This window comes from Paraburkholderia sp. RHO2, from assembly GCF_050955445.1.
Taxonomy (GTDB): Bacteria; Actinomycetota; Actinomycetes; order Mycobacteriales; family Mycobacteriaceae; genus Prescottella; species Prescottella agglutinans_A.
In genome coordinates, this window is the sequence record NZ_CP162617.1 from 1,167,353 (window position 1) to 1,182,176 (window position 14,824).

General features: G+C 69.9%; 16 protein-coding genes. 8 read left to right on the forward strand and 8 right to left on the reverse strand.

The genetic code is table 11. The features are described from left to right. Positions 1-76: 76 nt before the first annotated feature. The 4 genes from ABTV10_RS05355 to ABTV10_RS05370 are packed head-to-tail and all read right to left on the reverse strand — an operon-like array spanning position 77 to position 3,022. Positions 77-1,279 (reverse strand): ABC transporter permease, encoded by a 1,203-nt coding sequence (locus tag ABTV10_RS05355; RefSeq protein WP_499033035.1) that lies wholly within the window; start codon positions 1,277-1,279, stop codon positions 77-79. Beyond that, entirely contained in the window at positions 1,276-2,175 is a 900-nt protein-coding gene (locus ABTV10_RS05360) for an ABC transporter ATP-binding protein (protein ID WP_499033038.1), read from the reverse strand. The genes ABTV10_RS05355 and ABTV10_RS05360 overlap by 4 nt, the downstream gene beginning before the upstream one ends. Further along, a complete protein-coding gene (locus ABTV10_RS05365) occupies positions 2,172-2,723 on the reverse strand; it encodes a hypothetical protein (RefSeq protein ID WP_499033040.1) in 552 nt (183 codons plus the stop codon). The genes ABTV10_RS05360 and ABTV10_RS05365 overlap by 4 nt, the downstream gene beginning before the upstream one ends. 32 nt (positions 2,724-2,755) lie before the next feature. After that, positions 2,756-3,022 carry a helix-turn-helix transcriptional regulator gene (locus tag ABTV10_RS05370; RefSeq protein ID WP_499033041.1) on the reverse strand — a complete coding sequence of 89 codons (267 nt, stop codon included), beginning with the start codon at positions 3,020-3,022 and terminating at the stop codon, positions 2,756-2,758. A 100-nt stretch (positions 3,023-3,122) separates the two neighbouring features. On the opposite strand from ABTV10_RS05370, the gene ABTV10_RS05375 reads away from it, so the two are divergent. The 3 genes from ABTV10_RS05375 to ABTV10_RS05385 all read left to right on the forward strand — a co-directional run bounded on the left by ABTV10_RS05375 (position 3,123) and on the right by ABTV10_RS05385 (position 5,618). Further along, positions 3,123-3,665, forward strand: a complete 543-nt coding sequence (locus tag ABTV10_RS05375) for a hypothetical protein (RefSeq protein ID WP_499033043.1) — start codon at positions 3,123-3,125, stop codon at positions 3,663-3,665. Positions 3,666-3,832: 167 nt separating this feature from the next. Further along, complete coding sequence (locus ABTV10_RS05380; protein ID WP_499033044.1) at positions 3,833-4,435, forward strand: copper chaperone PCu(A)C; 603 nt, start codon at positions 3,833-3,835, stop codon at positions 4,433-4,435. Continuing rightward, entirely contained in the window at positions 4,428-5,618 is a 1,191-nt protein-coding gene (locus tag ABTV10_RS05385; protein WP_499033046.1) for a Dyp-type peroxidase, read from the forward strand. The genes ABTV10_RS05380 and ABTV10_RS05385 overlap by 8 nt, the downstream gene beginning before the upstream one ends. A gap of 46 nt (positions 5,619-5,664) precedes the next feature. Here ABTV10_RS05385 and ABTV10_RS05390 read toward each other — a convergent pair whose 3' ends face one another. Beyond that, the gene (locus tag ABTV10_RS05390; protein WP_499028866.1) at positions 5,665-6,834 is read right to left on the reverse strand and encodes an IS30 family transposase; all 1,170 of its coding nucleotides are present in this window, start codon (positions 6,832-6,834) and stop codon (positions 5,665-5,667) included. An 83-nt stretch (positions 6,835-6,917) separates the two neighbouring features. Next, the gene (locus ABTV10_RS05395; RefSeq protein ID WP_499033048.1) at positions 6,918-8,552 is read right to left on the reverse strand and encodes an ABC-F family ATP-binding cassette domain-containing protein; all 1,635 of its coding nucleotides are present in this window, start codon (positions 8,550-8,552) and stop codon (positions 6,918-6,920) included. Between the two features lie 120 nt (positions 8,553-8,672). Between ABTV10_RS05395 and ABTV10_RS05400 the strand changes: the two genes are divergently transcribed. Genes ABTV10_RS05400 through ABTV10_RS05415 form a run of 4 tightly spaced genes read left to right on the forward strand, consistent with a single transcriptional unit; the run spans position 8,673 to position 12,029 of the window. Then, positions 8,673-9,290, forward strand: coding sequence for a TetR/AcrR family transcriptional regulator (locus tag ABTV10_RS05400; protein ID WP_499033051.1), 618 nt, complete (start codon positions 8,673-8,675; stop codon positions 9,288-9,290). Further along, a complete protein-coding gene (locus ABTV10_RS05405; protein WP_499033054.1) occupies positions 9,287-10,303 on the forward strand; it encodes a TIGR03617 family F420-dependent LLM class oxidoreductase in 1,017 nt (338 codons plus the stop codon). Before ABTV10_RS05400 ends, ABTV10_RS05405 begins: the two co-directional genes overlap by 4 nt. Next, the gene (locus ABTV10_RS05410; RefSeq protein ID WP_499033055.1) at positions 10,300-11,109 is read left to right on the forward strand and encodes an enoyl-CoA hydratase/isomerase family protein; all 810 of its coding nucleotides are present in this window, start codon (positions 10,300-10,302) and stop codon (positions 11,107-11,109) included. Before ABTV10_RS05405 ends, ABTV10_RS05410 begins: the two co-directional genes overlap by 4 nt. After that, positions 11,100-12,029, forward strand: coding sequence for an SDR family NAD(P)-dependent oxidoreductase (locus ABTV10_RS05415; protein WP_499033056.1), 930 nt, complete (start codon positions 11,100-11,102; stop codon positions 12,027-12,029). Before ABTV10_RS05410 ends, ABTV10_RS05415 begins: the two co-directional genes overlap by 10 nt. A 66-nt stretch (positions 12,030-12,095) precedes the next feature. Here the strand turns inward: ABTV10_RS05415 and ABTV10_RS05420 are convergent, their stop codons facing one another. Together ABTV10_RS05420 and ABTV10_RS05425 are read right to left on the reverse strand one after the other, a co-directional pair. Then, the gene (locus ABTV10_RS05420; protein ID WP_499033058.1) at positions 12,096-13,133 is read right to left on the reverse strand and encodes an LLM class flavin-dependent oxidoreductase; all 1,038 of its coding nucleotides are present in this window, start codon (positions 13,131-13,133) and stop codon (positions 12,096-12,098) included. 42 nt (positions 13,134-13,175) lie between these two features. Continuing rightward, positions 13,176-13,778 carry a class I SAM-dependent methyltransferase gene (locus tag ABTV10_RS05425; protein WP_499033059.1) on the reverse strand — a complete coding sequence of 201 codons (603 nt, stop codon included), beginning with the start codon at positions 13,776-13,778 and terminating at the stop codon, positions 13,176-13,178. 144 nt (positions 13,779-13,922) lie between these two features. Between ABTV10_RS05425 and ABTV10_RS05430 the strand changes: the two genes are divergently transcribed. Continuing rightward, the gene (locus ABTV10_RS05430; protein WP_499035138.1) at positions 13,923-14,750 is read left to right on the forward strand and encodes an aldo/keto reductase; all 828 of its coding nucleotides are present in this window, start codon (positions 13,923-13,925) and stop codon (positions 14,748-14,750) included. Positions 14,751-14,824: the final 74 nt, after the last annotated feature.

Genomic DNA, 14,824 nt, shown 5'->3' on the forward strand with positions numbered 1-14,824 from the left:
GGGACTTCCTCCATCTCGTGACTCGCCACCGGCGACCGCACCCAGTGGCGGGTGCGGTCGCCGGGGTCCAGCCTAGTTACCGTGCGAGGGCCTCACGCCACGAGACCGTCTTGCCCATCCGCAGGATCGAGCGCTGGTAGATGCGGGCGGCCAGTGCCGACATCGCGACGGTGACGACCGCCATCAGCACGATCGTGCCCACGATCTGGGTCCCGGTCGCCACGCCCGCGGCGATGCGCAGCGGCATGAGGATCGCGGAGAACGGCGGAATCCAGCTCAGCACGTTCGACAGCGAGCCGTCCGGATCCTGCACCGCACTGAACGCGGAGAAGAACATCGCCATGATCAGGATGGTGAGCGGCATCGCGGTGGAGTTGACGTCCTCCTGGCGCGAGACCATCGAACCGGTCGCGGCGTAGAGCACGGCGAAGAACGCGAAGCCGAGGACGAACCAGCCGAGGGTGCCCACCAGCGTCCCCCACGCGGTGCCGCCCAGGGTGAGGACACCGGTGGCGACGCCGGCACCGACACCGACGACACCGTACGCGGCCAGCTGCGCGAGACCGACGGCCCCGATACCGATCACCTTGCCCCACAGCAACTGCAGCGGCCGCAGCGTCGACAGCAGCAGCTCCACGACGCGGGACGACTTCTCCTCGACCACGCCCATCGCGACGTACATGCCGAACACCAGGATCTGCATGTAGAGCAGCACCACGACGGCCATCGACAACGCGATGCGCTGTCCGCGTTCGGGATCCGGCGGGTCGAGCGCATCGACGGTGACGACGGCCGAGCTGGTGGTCTCGGCGAGCTGGGCGGCGTCGACGCCCTGTGCGGCCAGCGCGGCGTTCTGGGCCTGTGCGGCGACGGCGCCGTCGAGCACGACTCGCAGCGACGCGTCGATCTCCGACTCGGTGATCGCGGTGACCGAACCTCCGTCACCCGGGATCAGCGCGACCTCGAGGTCGCCGCTCTCGACCTGGCTGCGCGCGGTCTGCTCGTCGGGGACCGCGGTCACCTCGACCGGATTTCCGGCGGCGTCGCCGGTCGCGACGAGGGCTGCGCTCAGCGACTGGTCGCCGACAAGTCCCACCTTCGAGCGGTTCTCGTCGTCGCCGCCGGAGAAGATCGATGCGGCGACGATGGCGCCCACGATGGCGATCAGGACGATCGCGTTGCTGATGAGGAAGCTCTTCTTCCGCACCTGGGTGAGGAATTCGCGCCGGGCCACCAGTGCGATCGCGCGGGTCGGGCTCAGTCCGCTCCGGTCGCTCATGCGGACACCACCTCTCGGAACAGTTCGGTCAGGGACGGCTTGCGGACCGCGAACTCGTGCACGGGTCCGGTCTTCAGTGCGGCGTTCAGGACGGCCTGGTCGTCGGCGCCCGCGCCGAGGGACAGCACGGTGCGGCCGTCGTCGTGGCTGACGGTGGTCACCCCGAAGAGGTGGTCGGCCCATCCTCGCGGTGCGGCGGGAGCGTGGACCTCGAGCAGGACGTCGCCGGTGCCGCGGAGTTCGTCGACGGTGCCGATGGTGTCCATCCGCCCCTTCGAGATGATCCCCACCCGGTCGCACAGCCGCTGCACCAGGTCGAGCTGATGGCTGGAGAAGATCACCGGAACACCGGTTTTCGCCTTCTCCACGAGGACGTCGCTCATGACGTCGACGGCCACCGGGTCGAGACCCGAGAACGGCTCGTCGAGGATGAGAACGGCGGGATCGTGCACCAGCGCGGCCGCCAGCTGCACGCGCTGCTGGTTGCCCAGGCTCAGCGCGTCGACGGTGTCGTTCACACGTTCGGCGATGCCGAGGCGCTCGGTCCAGCGGCGCGACGAATCCTCGGCCTGTCGGCGTGAAAGCCCGTGCAGTTCGGCGAAGTACGTGAGCTGCGGGCCCACCTTCATCTTGGGATAGAGGCCGCGTTCCTCGGGCATGTACCCGATCGAGCGGCGAACCTCGAGATCGACGGGCCGCCCGCCGAGCCGCACCTCACCGCTGTCGGCGGCGAGGACACCCAGCGCGATCCGCATCGTCGTGGTCTTGCCGGCGCCGTTGCTGCCGACGAATCCGAAGATCTCGCCGGGGCGGACGTCGAAGCTCAGGTTCTCGAGGGCGACGACGTCGCCGTAGCGCTTCGCTATCCCGTCGAACGTGAGGGTCTGGCCGGTCATGCAGGCTCCTGGTGGTCGTCGGTGTCGGGGTCGGGGCGTGTCCAGGCCAGGATCATCGCGGGCACGCACGCGCCGATGATGAGCGTGGTCAGGACGAAGAGCCCGGCGGAGTATGCGAGGTTGGTGCGGTCGATGTCCGGATCGAGGGCGCCCGCGAGGATGAGGAACATCGCCGGGACGAACGTCAGCGCCTGGGTCACCGTCAGGCCGATGGACCGGGCGCTGTCGCGCTGCTGCACCTCCCACTCGTCGAGGGCGTGCCGAGGCGCGTCGCCCTGGCGACCCGAGACGATCTGCAGGACCGTCCAGGTGACCAGGAAGGCCACACACACCGGCAGCCACAGCAGCGGGCCGGTCTGCATGTCGTCCAGGCAGACGACGCCCACCGCGACCATGGTCAGCAGGATCACGGCGAGGACCGCGACGAGGACACGTCGCCGTCGCTGCGTCCGCCAGCGGGGCAGCCAGTGTCGGTACTGCTCCTCGTGCCGGAGGAAGCGTCGGGTGCGGAACTCCTGGTATCGCTCGAGCAGGCCGATGTCAGCCATCCTCGTCGACGCCTCCTTATCGGTCGGTTCCCTTATCGGTCGGTTCGGTACAGCTCGGTGCTGAGGGGGCCGAATTCGGTGCGCGAGAACACGGCCTCCACGGGAAGCTCGAACACCGCGCAGATCCGCAGCGCCAGGTCGAGGCTCGGGTAGTGGTCGCCACGCTCGAGCGCACCCACGGTCTGCGGGTTCACCTCGATCAGCTCGGCGAGCTGCGCACGGCTCATCTTGCGTTCGGCGCGCAGCACGGCGATGCGATTGAAGATGGGGAGACTCGCCCCACGCCGCACCGGGCTCATGCAATCGATCGTTGTAAAAACCCAACAATCTGTCAAACCAAGCAGATGCTCGGCGAGGCTCACGTCAGTTCCGTACGACGGCCTGTAGTAACCTCGGGGCATGCGGATCGGCCCAGGTGAGGAGCTCGCACGCCAGGTGCGTGGCGTCGCCGTCGCCGGATCCGTCATCGCGCTCGCGATCGGTGCGCACGGACTGGCCGGCGGAGGCATGCCCCACGGCGTCACACTCCTGCTGCTCGGCGGCGTCGCGGCGGTGCTCGCCGCGGCCGTGACCGCGGTGCCCACTCTCGCCGTCCGGCGACGCTGGCTCGTGCCGGTGCTGGCCACTGGCCAGGTGCTCTCGCACACCGCGCTGTCGCTCGGCGACGCCCACGCCGGGATGCACACGGGTTCGCACCTGAGCGCGGCGATGCTCCTCGCGCACTCCGCGGCCGTGGTCGTGTGCGCCGTCCTCATCGCCGCCGCCGAACGGATCGGTCCGCGGGCCTGCGCGGCGCTCCGCCGGATCCTGCCGCGGATCCTCACTGCCCTGCCGGTGCGGCTCGAGCCGGCGCTGCCGCGGGCCGTCGCCGACGTCCGACCGGCGTCGGAGCTCGTCTGCGTTGGGTCGATCGCGCGCCGGGGTCCTCCCGCCTACTGCTGAGGTCTCACTTCACCGCGTCACGACGCCACCGTCGTCGGCGCGCGCGCTCCCGTCGGCACGTCCCGGCGCCGGAGGCGTTCCCCCGGGCCGTCGGCCCGCCATACCTGCCGGGCAGCGCCCGCGTGCCTCACGGCCGCCGCGCGCCCGCACACGAAAGGCACACGTACATGAAGGCATTCACCCGCATCCGCGTCCTCGCTGTCGGAGTCACCGTCGCGGCCGGACTCACGCTCGCGGGATGCAGCAGCGACTCGAAGGACGACGCGAAGACGACCGACGCCGCGTCGATCACGGTGCAGGACTCGTGGGTCAAGGCGGCCGACGGCGGCATGACCGCGCTGTTCGGCACCATTCACAACGACTCCGACAACGACGTCACGCTCGTCTCCGCCACGTCCTCGGCCTCGCCGCGTGTCGAACTGCACGAGATGGCGCCGGACGGCACCGGTGCGATGAAGATGCGAGAGAAGGACGGAGGCATGACCATCAAGGCCCACGACACGTACGTGCTCAAGCCTGGCGCCGACCACATCATGCTGTTCGACCTGCCTGCCCCGGTCCAGGCCGGCACCGACGTGTCGTTCACGTTGAAGTTCTCCGACGGCGCCACCACGGAGATCACGTCGCAGGTCCGCGACTTCACCGGCGCGCGGGAGAGCTACGGCTCGCACGGCGAGGCACCGAGCCAGGCCCCGAGCCCGAGCCCGGCACCGAGTGAGGGCCACGGCGACATGCAGAACCAGGGCCACGGTGAGGCGCACAGTGGCTGACATCAGCCGTCGTCGTCTCCTCGGGGCCGGCGCCGTCGCAGTCGGCGGCGTCGGCCTCGGCTGGGGCGCGGGCGCGGTCACCGCGCGCCCCGCGAAGGCCGAATCCGTCTCGCCGACCGTGCCGTTCCACGGGGAGCACCAGGCGGGGATCGAGACGCCGCCGCCCGCACACACCACGTTCGTCGGCCTCGATCTCGAGCCTGGGACCGACCGCGCCGCGTTGGTTCGGATGATGAGGGTCTGGACCGACGACGCCGCCCGGCTGACCGCCGGGCGGGGTGCGCTCGCCGACACCGAGGCCGAACTCGCGACGGCCCCGGCCCGGCTGACCGTCACGGTCGGATTCGGGCCGGGGGTGTTCCACGCCGCGGGCCTCGAGGACCGTCGGCCGTCGTGGTGCAAACCGTTGCCGCCGTTCGAGATCGACAAGCTCGAGCCACGGTGGAACGACGGCGACGTCCTGCTTCAGGTGGGCTCCGACGATCCGGTCACGGTCGCGCACGCGGTGCGCGTGCTGCTCAAGGACGCGCGCAACACCGCATCCGTCCGTTGGGTGCAGCGCGGGTTCCGCCGCGCTCGGGGCAGCGAACCCGAGGGCACCACGATGCGCAACCTGATGGGTCAGGTCGACGGCACCATCAACCCCCAGGCGGGCAGCGGCGACTTCACCGACGTCGTCTGGAACGACGGCGCCGAGCAGGCGTGGATGGCGGGCGGCACGTCGGTCGTCATCCGCCGCATTCACCTCGACCTCGACGGTTGGGACGAACTCGACAGCCCCGGCCGGGACGAGGTGATGGGACGCCGGATGTCCGACGGTTCGCCGCTGACCGGTGACTCGGAGCACGACGCACCGGATTTCGAGGCGGTCGGCCCGGGCGGGCTGAGGGTCATCCCCGAGTTCTCGCACATCGCGCGGGCCCGGCCGATGGCTCCGCGGGAGAGGTTCCTGCGGCGCGCGTACAACTACGACGAGGCCCCCGACGGTGTGGGGATATCCGACTCCGGGTTGATCTTCGTCGCCTACCAGGCCGACGTCGACGTCCAGTACCTGCCGGTGCAGCAGCGTCTCGCCGAGGCGGACATGTTCAACCGGTGGTCGACTCCCGTCGGCTCCGCGGTGTTCGCGATCCCGCCGGGATGCCGCGAGGGCGAGTACCTGGGGCAGGGTCTGCTGGGATAGGCGCTGCGCGCCTGTGCGCCTTTCTGGTGGTGTCCGCTAGGCGGATTCATGCGGTCGTTGCAACGAGGGCCTCGTCGAGACGCTCGGCTGGAGTATGCCAGTCGAGCGTCTTGCGGGGCCGTTCGTTGAGTTCGTCGGCGACGAACTGCAGGCGCTCGGCGGTGTGAACGGCCAGGTCGGTGCCCTTGGGGAAGTACTGGCGCAGCAGTCCGTTGGTGTTCTCGTTCGAGCCGCGCTGCCAGGGTGAGCGGGGGTCGCAGAAGTAGACCTGGACGCCGGTGTCGACGGTGAACTGGGCGTGCCGGGTCATCTCGGTGCCCTGGTCCCAGGTGATCGAGCGGGCCAGTGCAGCGGGCAGTTCCCGGATCTTGGCGGCCATCGCGACGTTGACGTGTTCGGCGGAGTGACCGTCGGGCAGGTGCAGCAGCATCACGAACCGGGTGGAACGTTCGACCAGGGTGCCGATCGCGGACCGGTTGCCGGCACCCATGATCAGATCGCCCTCCCAGTGGCCGGGCACGGCCCGGTCCCCGGCCTCGGCGGGACGCTCGGAAATGTTGATCATGTCGGGGATCCGGCCCCGCCGCTCGTCGGGCTTGCGGCTACCCTGACGCAACACCCTTCCGGTCCGAAGATGCTGTGTCAGTTCCCGTTTGAGTCCTCCGCGGGCCTGGACATAGAGCGAGAGGTAGATCGTTTCGTGGGACACACGCATCTCCGGATCGTCGGGGAACTCACGCACCAAGGCGCGTGAGATCTGCTCCGGAGAATGATTCTTCCCGAGCCGGGACTGCACGAACGTCCGCAGCCGCTCGCACGAGTTCAGCTTCGCTGGTTTCGGTCGTTTCGCCCGCGCTTGGGCGGCCCGGTGCGCTGTGGAGGCGATGTAGTAGCCACGCTTGTTCGTGCCCCGGGCGATCTCTCGGCTGATCGTCGACGGGGACCGCCCCAACGCCGCGGCGATCTCGTGTTGCTTCTTTCCGGCCTGCAGCAGTTCGGAGAGCGTCTCACGATCCTCGAGGGACAGGTACCGGCCCGACGGTGGTGGCGTCCGGCGGGGACGAACCCCACCGGACGCCACCAGCCACCGCTGCGCCGTCGAATACGCCACCGATGCCGCACCCGCGGCCGCTGCCGTCGACGCGCCCTCGCTACGGCACTGCCAGAACTTCAGCCGAGCATGCGCCGGCGCCGGCGGCCGACCGATCCACACCATCTGCAACACCCTCCAGGATCAGGGATGTTGCAACGACCGATTGAACTCGCCCTACCGAAAAGGCGCACGGGCACGTAGTGCCTCTACTCGCTGAGCCGGCCGTCCTCCATCCGCCAGCGTCGGGTGTGGCGCATCGTGTCCAGCATCCGGCGGTCGTGGGTGACCAGCAGCAGTGTGCCGGTGAACGATTCCATCGCCTGCTCGAGCTGCTCGATCGCCGGCAGGTCGAGGTGGTTGGTCGGTTCGTCGAGCACCAGCAGGTTCACCCCGCGTGCCTGGAGCAGCGCCAGGGCTGCGCGGGTGCGTTCGCCCGGTGACAGCGACGACGCGGGCCGCAGCACGTGGTGGCCCTTGAGGCCGAACTTCGCCAACAGGGTGCGGACGTCCGCCTCCGGCCAGTCCGGAACCTGTGCACCGAACGCCTCGGCGAGCGCCTCGTCCCCTTCGAAAAGTCCACGCGCCTGATCGATCTCGCCGACCGCGACGCCGGAGCCCAGCGTGGTCGTGCCCTCGTCGGGTGTCAGCTTGCCGAGGAGGACCTGCAGCAGCGTCGACTTCCCGGACCCGTTCGGCCCGGTGACGAGAATCCGGTCACCCCAATCGACTTGGGCGCTCACCGGGCCGAAGGTGAACGTTTCACGTCGAACGACGGCGCCGCCGAGCGTCGCGACCACGGCACCGCTGCGGGGCGCCGAGGCGATCTCCATCCGCAGATCCCACTCCTTGCGCGGCTCCTCGACCACCTCGAGCCGTTCGATGCGCCGCTGGGTCTGCCGGGCCTTCGCGGCCTGCTTCTCGGTGGACTCGGCGCGTGCCTTGCGGCCCATCTTGTCGGGGTCGCCGTTCTTGGCCTTGCGGCGGGCATTGCGGACGCCGTGTTCGAGCCAGTTGCGCTGCATCTGGGCGCGGTCCTGCAGTGCCGAGAGGTTGCCCGCGTACTCGTCGTACGCCTCGCGCGCGTGCCGGCGGGCCACCGCGCGCTCCACGAGGTAGGCCTCGTAGCCGCCGTCGTACACCGCGATCTGCTGCTGCGCGAGGTCGAGTTCGACGATCCCGGTCACGGTGCGCGCCAAGAACTCTCGATCGTGGCTGACGACCACGAGCGCGGTGCGGGTCTCGTCGACGAACCGTTCGAGTTGTTCGAGGCCGGGCAGGTCGAGGTCGTTGGTCGGCTCGTCCAGCAGCAGCACGTCGTACCGGGACAACAGCAGCGATGCCAGTCCGGCCCGGGCGGCCTGACCGCCCGACAGGTCCGTCATGTGCGCGTCCCCGGTGACGTCGAGGCCGAGGTCGGCCAGCACCTGTTCGGCGCGCTCGGCGAGGTCGGCACCGCCGAGCGCCAGCCAGCGGTCCAGGGCGGGGGAGTAGAGGTCCTCGCCGCCCTCGGCGAGCGACTCGGCGGCCGCGTTCATCGCCGATTCGGCGGCGGTGACGCCGGTCCTGCGGCCGAGGAACGCGAGGATCGTCTCACCGGGAATGCGATCGGGTTCCTGCGCGAGGTACCCGATGGTCGCGTCGGGCGGGCTCAGCGTGACGGTTCCGGTGACGTCGGCGTTGCCGACGCCGGCGAGCGTCGTCAGAAGCGTCGATTTGCCTGCTCCGTTGGCGCCGACCAGACCGACGACGTCGCCGGGGGCGATGGTCAGATCGAGTCCGGAGAAGAGCATGCGCTCGCCTCGGGACGCGGAGAGGTCGGAGATGCGCAGGGTTGCAGTCACGGGGAGATTATCCCTGGTGGAGCGGTGGTCGCCGTGGGCCGGTGCCGCCCTGCCGGGCCGGACCGGTCGTTTTCGCGGATTCGCTTCGGGAGCCGAAGTAACGTCCTAGCATGAAATGTAATGAACGCGAACGCTCCCCGTGTCGGTCGGCCGCGGGACCCCGGCAAGGATCATGCGGTCCTCGTTGCGGCCCGAGGATTGCTCGGCGAAGTCGGGTACCAACAGACAACGCTCATGGCCATCGCGCGACGGGCCGAGGTGAGCACACCCGCGATCTACCGTCGCTGGCCCAGCCGTGAGGCGTTGATCGAGGACGCCATCCACGGCCCCGCCGCCGACGGGCTCCCCGAGGCGACCGACGACCTGCGCGCCGACCTGCGCGCCTGGGCGAGCGCGTTCGTGGCCCGTGCCTCCAGTCCCGCGGCCCGTGCGGGAATCCCCGGTCTGCTGGGCGACGCCCGGTCCGACGTCGATCGAGCCCGCCTGCTCGCGCGGCAGGCTCCCGCGTTCGAGTCGTTCGCGGCCCGTCTCGAGCTGGCCGCCGAGCGCGGTGAGATTCCCGCGCCCGTGGACGCGTCCATCCTGTTCGAGATCCTCACCGGGACCACGTCGGTGCGCGGGCTGTTCAAAGGCGGCAGGGAGTCCGACGCCTTCGCGGTCGCACTGGGCGACGCACTGCACGTCCTCGCGTGCCACGGATCCGGTCTCGACACGACCTCGGAAGAAGGGCGCCCGTGAAGATCGACGTCCAGCTCGACGGGCGACCTGAGGACGCGGCCCGACGGGCTCGTGAGCTTGTCGCGCTCGGCGTGGACGGGCTGTTCACGTTCGAGGGCCCGCACGACGTGTTCCTGCCGCTGGTCGCGGCGGCGGCCGCGGTGGATGTGGACCTGATGACGAACGTGGCGATCGCATTGCCGCGCAGTCCGATGCACCTCGCGCACACCGCGTACGACCTGCAGACGCTGAGCCGTGGCCGGTTCCGGCTCGGCCTCGGTTCCCAGATCCGCCCGCACATCGAGAAGCGGTACGGCGCGCAGTGGTCGCGTCCCGCCGCGCGGATGCGGGAGACGGTGCTCGCACTGAAGGCGATCTTCGATGCGTGGGAGGGCAAGTCGCGGTTGCGCTTCGAGGGCGAGTTCACCACCCACACGCTGATGCCGCCGACCTTCGATCCCGGTCCCAACCCGTACGGTCCGCCACCGATCTGCCTCGGCGCGCTCGGCCCGCTGATGACCCGCACCGCCGCGGAGGTGGCCGACGGGCTGCTGGTGATGCCCTTCAACAGCGTCCGGCACTTCCGGGAGCGGACGCTGCCGGCGGTGGAGGAGGGCCTCGAGCGGGGTCGACGTGGCCGCGAGGACCTCGCGATCTACCCGCAGGTGATCGTCGGTGTCGGCCGAACCCCGGAGGAGCTCGACGCGGCGTCGCGGGGCGTGCGGGGGCTGCTCGCGTTCTACGGGTCCACGCCCGCGTATCGGCCGGTCCTCGAGGTCGAGGGGTGGGCGGATCTGCAACCGCGGCTCAACGGGCTGTCGAAGCAGGGCGAGTTCGCGGCCATGACCGACCTGATCGACGACACGATGCTCACGACCCTGGCTGTGCACGGCACGCCCGAGGAGTGCGCCGCGCAGATCGTCGCGCGGTTCGGCGCTCACGCCGACCGGGTGTGCTGCTACTTCCCCGGATATCCGGTGCGCGAGAAGCACATCGCCGAACTGGTCGCGGCGGTGAAGGCGCTCGCGCGGTGAGCGTCCTGGTCGAGATCGCCGACGGTGTCGCGGTCCTCACGCTGCATCGACCGCGGCAGCGCAACGCCTTCACCGGCGAGATGGGACGTCGACTGGGCGCGCTGTACCGGGAGCTCGACGAGGACGACGCCGTCCGGGTCCTGGTGCTCACCGGGACACCGCCCGCGTTCTGTGCGGGCGCCGACCTGACGGCCGGCAGCGGTACGTTCGCCGCACCGACGGAAGAGGGGTTCAGCGCGTCCCCGGTCGATCCGCCCGCGTTCGACCTGCGCAAGCCGGTGATCGCAGCAGTGAACGGGCACGCGATCGGCATCGGCCTCACCCTCGCGATGCAGGCCGACATCCGCATCGTCGCCGACGACGCGAAGTACGCGATCCCGCAGGTGCGCCGCGGCGTCGTCCCGGACGCGATGTCGCACTGGACGGTGCCGCGAGCGGCGGGCATGGCCGCGGCCGCCGAGATCCTGCTCACGGGAAGGACGTTCGACGGCCGCGAGGCGGTCCGGTTGGGCATCGCGAGCCGCAGCCTACCCGCCGACGAGGTCCTGCCGGCCGCGCTCGCGACGGCGCACGACATCGCCACCAACGTGGCGCCGATGTCGGCGGCTCTGAGTAAGCGCCTGCTGTGGGACGCCGCCCGGCACGGATTCACGCCGCAGCAGGTCGCCGACTACGAGACCGAACTGCATCACCGGGTGATGGGCACCGCCGACGCGGCCGAGGGCGTGCGTGCCTTCCTCGACCGCCGGGACCCCGAATGGTCCGCGCGGGTGTCGACCGACTGGAAGGAACTGCCATGGGAATGAACGGCTTCGGGTCCGAGTCCACCACTGACGACGTCCTCTCCGGCATCGACCTCGCCGGCCGCACGGCGTTGGTGACCGGCGTGACGAGTGGTCTCGGTGGCGAGACGGCCCGCGCGTTGGCGGCGTCCGGTGCCGCGGTGATCCTCGCGGCGCGCGACGGTGACGCCGCGTCGGCCGTGGCCGACGGGATTCGGGAAACCGTCTCCGACGCGAAACTGTCCTCCGTCGCAGTGGATCTGGCGGATCTCTCGAGCATCCGTGGCGCGGTCGACCGTCTCGAAGCGCAACCGATCGACCTGCTGATCAACAACGCGGGGGTGATGTACACGCCGTTCGCGCGGACCACCGACGGGTTCGAGTTGCAGTTCGGGACCAACCATCTGGGCCACTTCCTGCTGACCACGTCGCTGCTGCCGAACCTGCGATCCGCGGCGGAGCGGTCCGGGTCGGCGTCACGGGTGGTGACGGTGTCGTCCGACGCGCACCGGGCGCACGCGGTGGACCTGGTCGATCCGAACTTCCTGGAGCGCCGGTACGACAAGTTCGTCGCGTACGGGCAGTCCAAGGCGGGCAACGTCCTGATGACCGTCGAACTCCAACGGCGCCACGCGGACAACGGCATTCACGCGTTCGCGGTGCATCCCGGGGTGTGCGCCACCGGGTTGTCCCGGCACATGTCCCGCGACGACTTCGCCGAGATGAAGCGGATGAGTGCCGGCAAACCGGGCCTGCTCGCGAACCTCAAGTCGATCCCCGCGGCGGCGGCCACGTCGGTGTGGGCGGCCAGCGCCCCCGGACTCACGTCCGAGAGCGCCCTGTATCTCTCCGACTGCCGGGTCGGTCGAGCAGCCGAGCACGCCGTGGACCCGGAGACCGCGGCCGCGCTGTGGGAATTGTCGGAGAAGCTGGTGGGGCTCTGACCGCCAGCAGCAGTTCGGCAGGGTTGCCACCACGAGTATCTTGTGGCCTGCATCGCTTTTCGGCGGCTATTCCACGGGCCGAGACCGGTTTCCGGTGACCGACATGTCGCCCCATTCGGCGCAGATCTCGTAGCTGCGGATCCGGTCGGCGAGGTCGAACATCGTCGATCCGATCATGATCTCGTCCGCGCCGGTCAGTTCCACCAGCGCGTCCAGCTCGTTGTGGACCTTCCGCGGCCCGCCGACGATGTAGGCGGCCGACGAGCCCGCGATGAGCCGTTCCTGTTCCGGCGTGAGCGGATTCGCCGCGGCCTCCTCGGGGCTGGGGAACTGGTCGGGATCGTTTGCGCGCAGCCGGGCCATCGACAGCTTCATCGGGGCGGCCAGGTAGCGGGCGCGGTCGTCGTCGTCCGCCGCCATCACGGTGACCGTCACCATCGCGTAGGGCTCGTCGAGCACCTCCGACGGCCGGAACGACTCCCGGTAGGCGCGCAGCGCCGGCATCGTCTGGGCGGGCGAGAAGTGGCGCGCGAAGGCGAACGGGAGTCCGAGGAGGCCGGCGACCTGGGCGCTGTAGGTGCTCGACCCGAGCAGCCACACCGCGACCTCGGCACCGAGACCGGGAACCGCGGTGATCGCCGCGTACGGGTGGTCGGCGGGGAAACCGTCGTCGAAGAACGCCCGTAGGTGCGCAAGCTGCTGCGGGAACTCGTCGGCGTTCAGTGGGTCGGCCTGTCGGCGCAGCGCGTGCGCGGTCACCTGGTCGGTGCCGGGCGCGCGGCCGATGCCCAGGTCGATCCTGTCCGGGTACAGCGCGTCGAGGGTGCCGAACTGCTCGGCGACGACGAGCGGCGCGTGGTTGGGCAGCATCACGCCGCCGGACCCGACCCGCATGGTGTCGGTGACCGCGGCAACCTGCCCGATCATCACCGCCGGCGCGGAGCTGGCGATGCCCGGCATCGAGTGGTGTTCGGCCAGCCAGAACCGGTGATAGCCGAGCTTCTCGGTGGCACGGGCCAACTCGAGCGTGTTGCGGAGCGCGTGGCCGACGGTGGATCCCTTGGCGATGGGGGACAGGTCGAGTACGGAGAGCTTGGGCGTCACCTCGACGTCAACCCGTTCGCATAGCGAAATGTTCCGGCGAGGTCAGCTGCGGACGAGTCGGAAGAATCTCGGCTCGGCCTTCGCGAGGAGCCCCGGTGCCCCGGTGGTGTCCATTGCGTCGTCGCCGACGACGGTCCACCCGCCCAGTGCCCGTTCGACGTCGCCGCGGGACGCGCCGCGCGGCAGCGGGCCACGCCGTCCGGGGGAGAAGGAGAACATCAAGAGTTCGGCGCCGGGTTCGGTGACCGCGGTCAGCCCGTTGCCGTATGCGGTGCGCTGATCGTCGGTGAGGCCGTGGAAGCAGCCGATGTCGAGCGCCAGGGCATATCCGCTGTCGGCATACGCCGGCAGGTTGGTGACATCGCCGAGCACGAACTTCACGTCGGCGCCGGCGATGGGCAGCTTGGCGCGCGCCCGTTCGATCGCGAGGGGAACGGAGTCGACCGCGGTGACCGACCACCCGCGGATTCCGAGCTCGATCGAGTGATCGCCGGTGCCGCAGCCGAGGTCCAGGGCCTTTGCACCGGCCGCCGGCGGTGCGACGGCGTCGAGCAGCGCCCGGAGTTGTTCGGCGAAGGTGTGGCGCCCGGCCCCTTCCCACGGCGTGAAGCCGAGTCGGTACGCCAACCGGTAGCCGAGGTTCATTGCCCGCCCCTCTCGGAGGATCAGACCACTCGGATCGAACGTAGGCCTCGCCGCGGGCGTCGCGCAACGGCAGCCGCGGTGTCCACGTGCTGAGATCGCGGGAACACACAGGGGCGCCGCGCTGGTTGCCCGAATATGACTTCCATCGGTTCCGTGCCTGCCGTCCCACTGGGCGACGGCAATTCGATTCCACAATTGGGTTTCGGGGTCTTCCAGGTGCCCGACGACCAGGCGTACACCGCCGTCTCCGAGGCGTTGAAGGTGGGATATCGAAGTATCGACACCGCCCGCATCTACGAGAACGAGTCCGGGACGGGGCGGGCGCTCGCGGACTCCGGCCTCGCCCGGGAGGACCTGTTCGTCACCACCAAGCTGTGGAACGCCGACCAGGGCTACGACTCGACGATGCGGGCGTTCGACGACAGCCTGGCGCGGCTGGGGCTCGAGTACCTCGACCTGTATCTGATCCACTGGCCCGCCCCAGCCCAGGACCGGTACATCGACACGTTCAAGGCGTTCCAGCAGCTGAAGGCGGACGGCCGGATCCGTTCGATCGGCGTCTCCAACTTCACCGCGCAGAATCTGGAGCGGCTGGTCGAGGCGGTCGGGGAGGCGCCCGCGCTCAACCAGATCGAGTTGCACCCCGAGTTCACGCAGTCGCACCTGCGCTCGGTGCACGCCGACATGGGCATCGTGACGGAGGCGTGGAGTCCGCTGGGGCAGGGCACCACCCTCGGGAATGCGACGATCCGTGCACTCGCCGAGGCGCACGACCGGACGCCGGCGCAGATCGTCCTGCGCTGGCACATCCAGCTCGGCAACGTCGTCATCCCCAAGTCGGTGACCCCGGCCCGCATCGCGAGCAACTTCGACGTCTTCGATTTCGAATTGACCGCCGACGACATGTTCGCGATCAGTTCGCTGGACTCGCCGGACGGGCGAATCGGCCCGGATCCCGCGGCGTTCGGCTGACGCGTCTGAGGGCGGTGTTCCTCGTCACAGGCCGTGAACGGCATTGCCGGGCTGGTCCGCGCGGCCGTATATTC

Excerpts from the sequence above, each read along its gene's own strand:
- ABTV10_RS05365 (WP_499033040.1), bottom strand. The coding sequence starts at position 2,723 with ATGGCTGACATCGGCCTGCTCGAGCGATACCAGGAGTTCCGCACCCGA.
- ABTV10_RS05390 (WP_499028866.1), bottom strand. The coding sequence starts at position 6,834 with ATGGTGTGGATCGGTCGGCCGCCGGCGCCGGCGCATGCTCGGCTGAAG.
- ABTV10_RS05360 (WP_499033038.1), bottom strand. The coding sequence starts at position 2,175 with ATGACCGGCCAGACCCTCACGTTCGACGGGATAGCGAAGCGCTACGGC.
- ABTV10_RS05425 (WP_499033059.1), bottom strand. The coding sequence starts at position 13,778 with ATGAACCTCGGCTACCGGTTGGCGTACCGACTCGGCTTCACGCCGTGG.
- ABTV10_RS05415 (WP_499033056.1), top strand. The coding sequence starts at position 11,100 with ATGGGAATGAACGGCTTCGGGTCCGAGTCCACCACTGACGACGTCCTC.
- ABTV10_RS05380 (WP_499033044.1), top strand. The coding sequence starts at position 3,833 with ATGAAGGCATTCACCCGCATCCGCGTCCTCGCTGTCGGAGTCACCGTC.
- ABTV10_RS05375 (WP_499033043.1), top strand. The coding sequence starts at position 3,123 with ATGCGGATCGGCCCAGGTGAGGAGCTCGCACGCCAGGTGCGTGGCGTC.
- ABTV10_RS05355 (WP_499033035.1), bottom strand. The coding sequence starts at position 1,279 with ATGAGCGACCGGAGCGGACTGAGCCCGACCCGCGCGATCGCACTGGTG.
- ABTV10_RS05370 (WP_499033041.1), bottom strand. The coding sequence starts at position 3,022 with ATGAGCCCGGTGCGGCGTGGGGCGAGTCTCCCCATCTTCAATCGCATC.
- ABTV10_RS05400 (WP_499033051.1), top strand. The coding sequence starts at position 8,673 with ATGAACGCGAACGCTCCCCGTGTCGGTCGGCCGCGGGACCCCGGCAAG.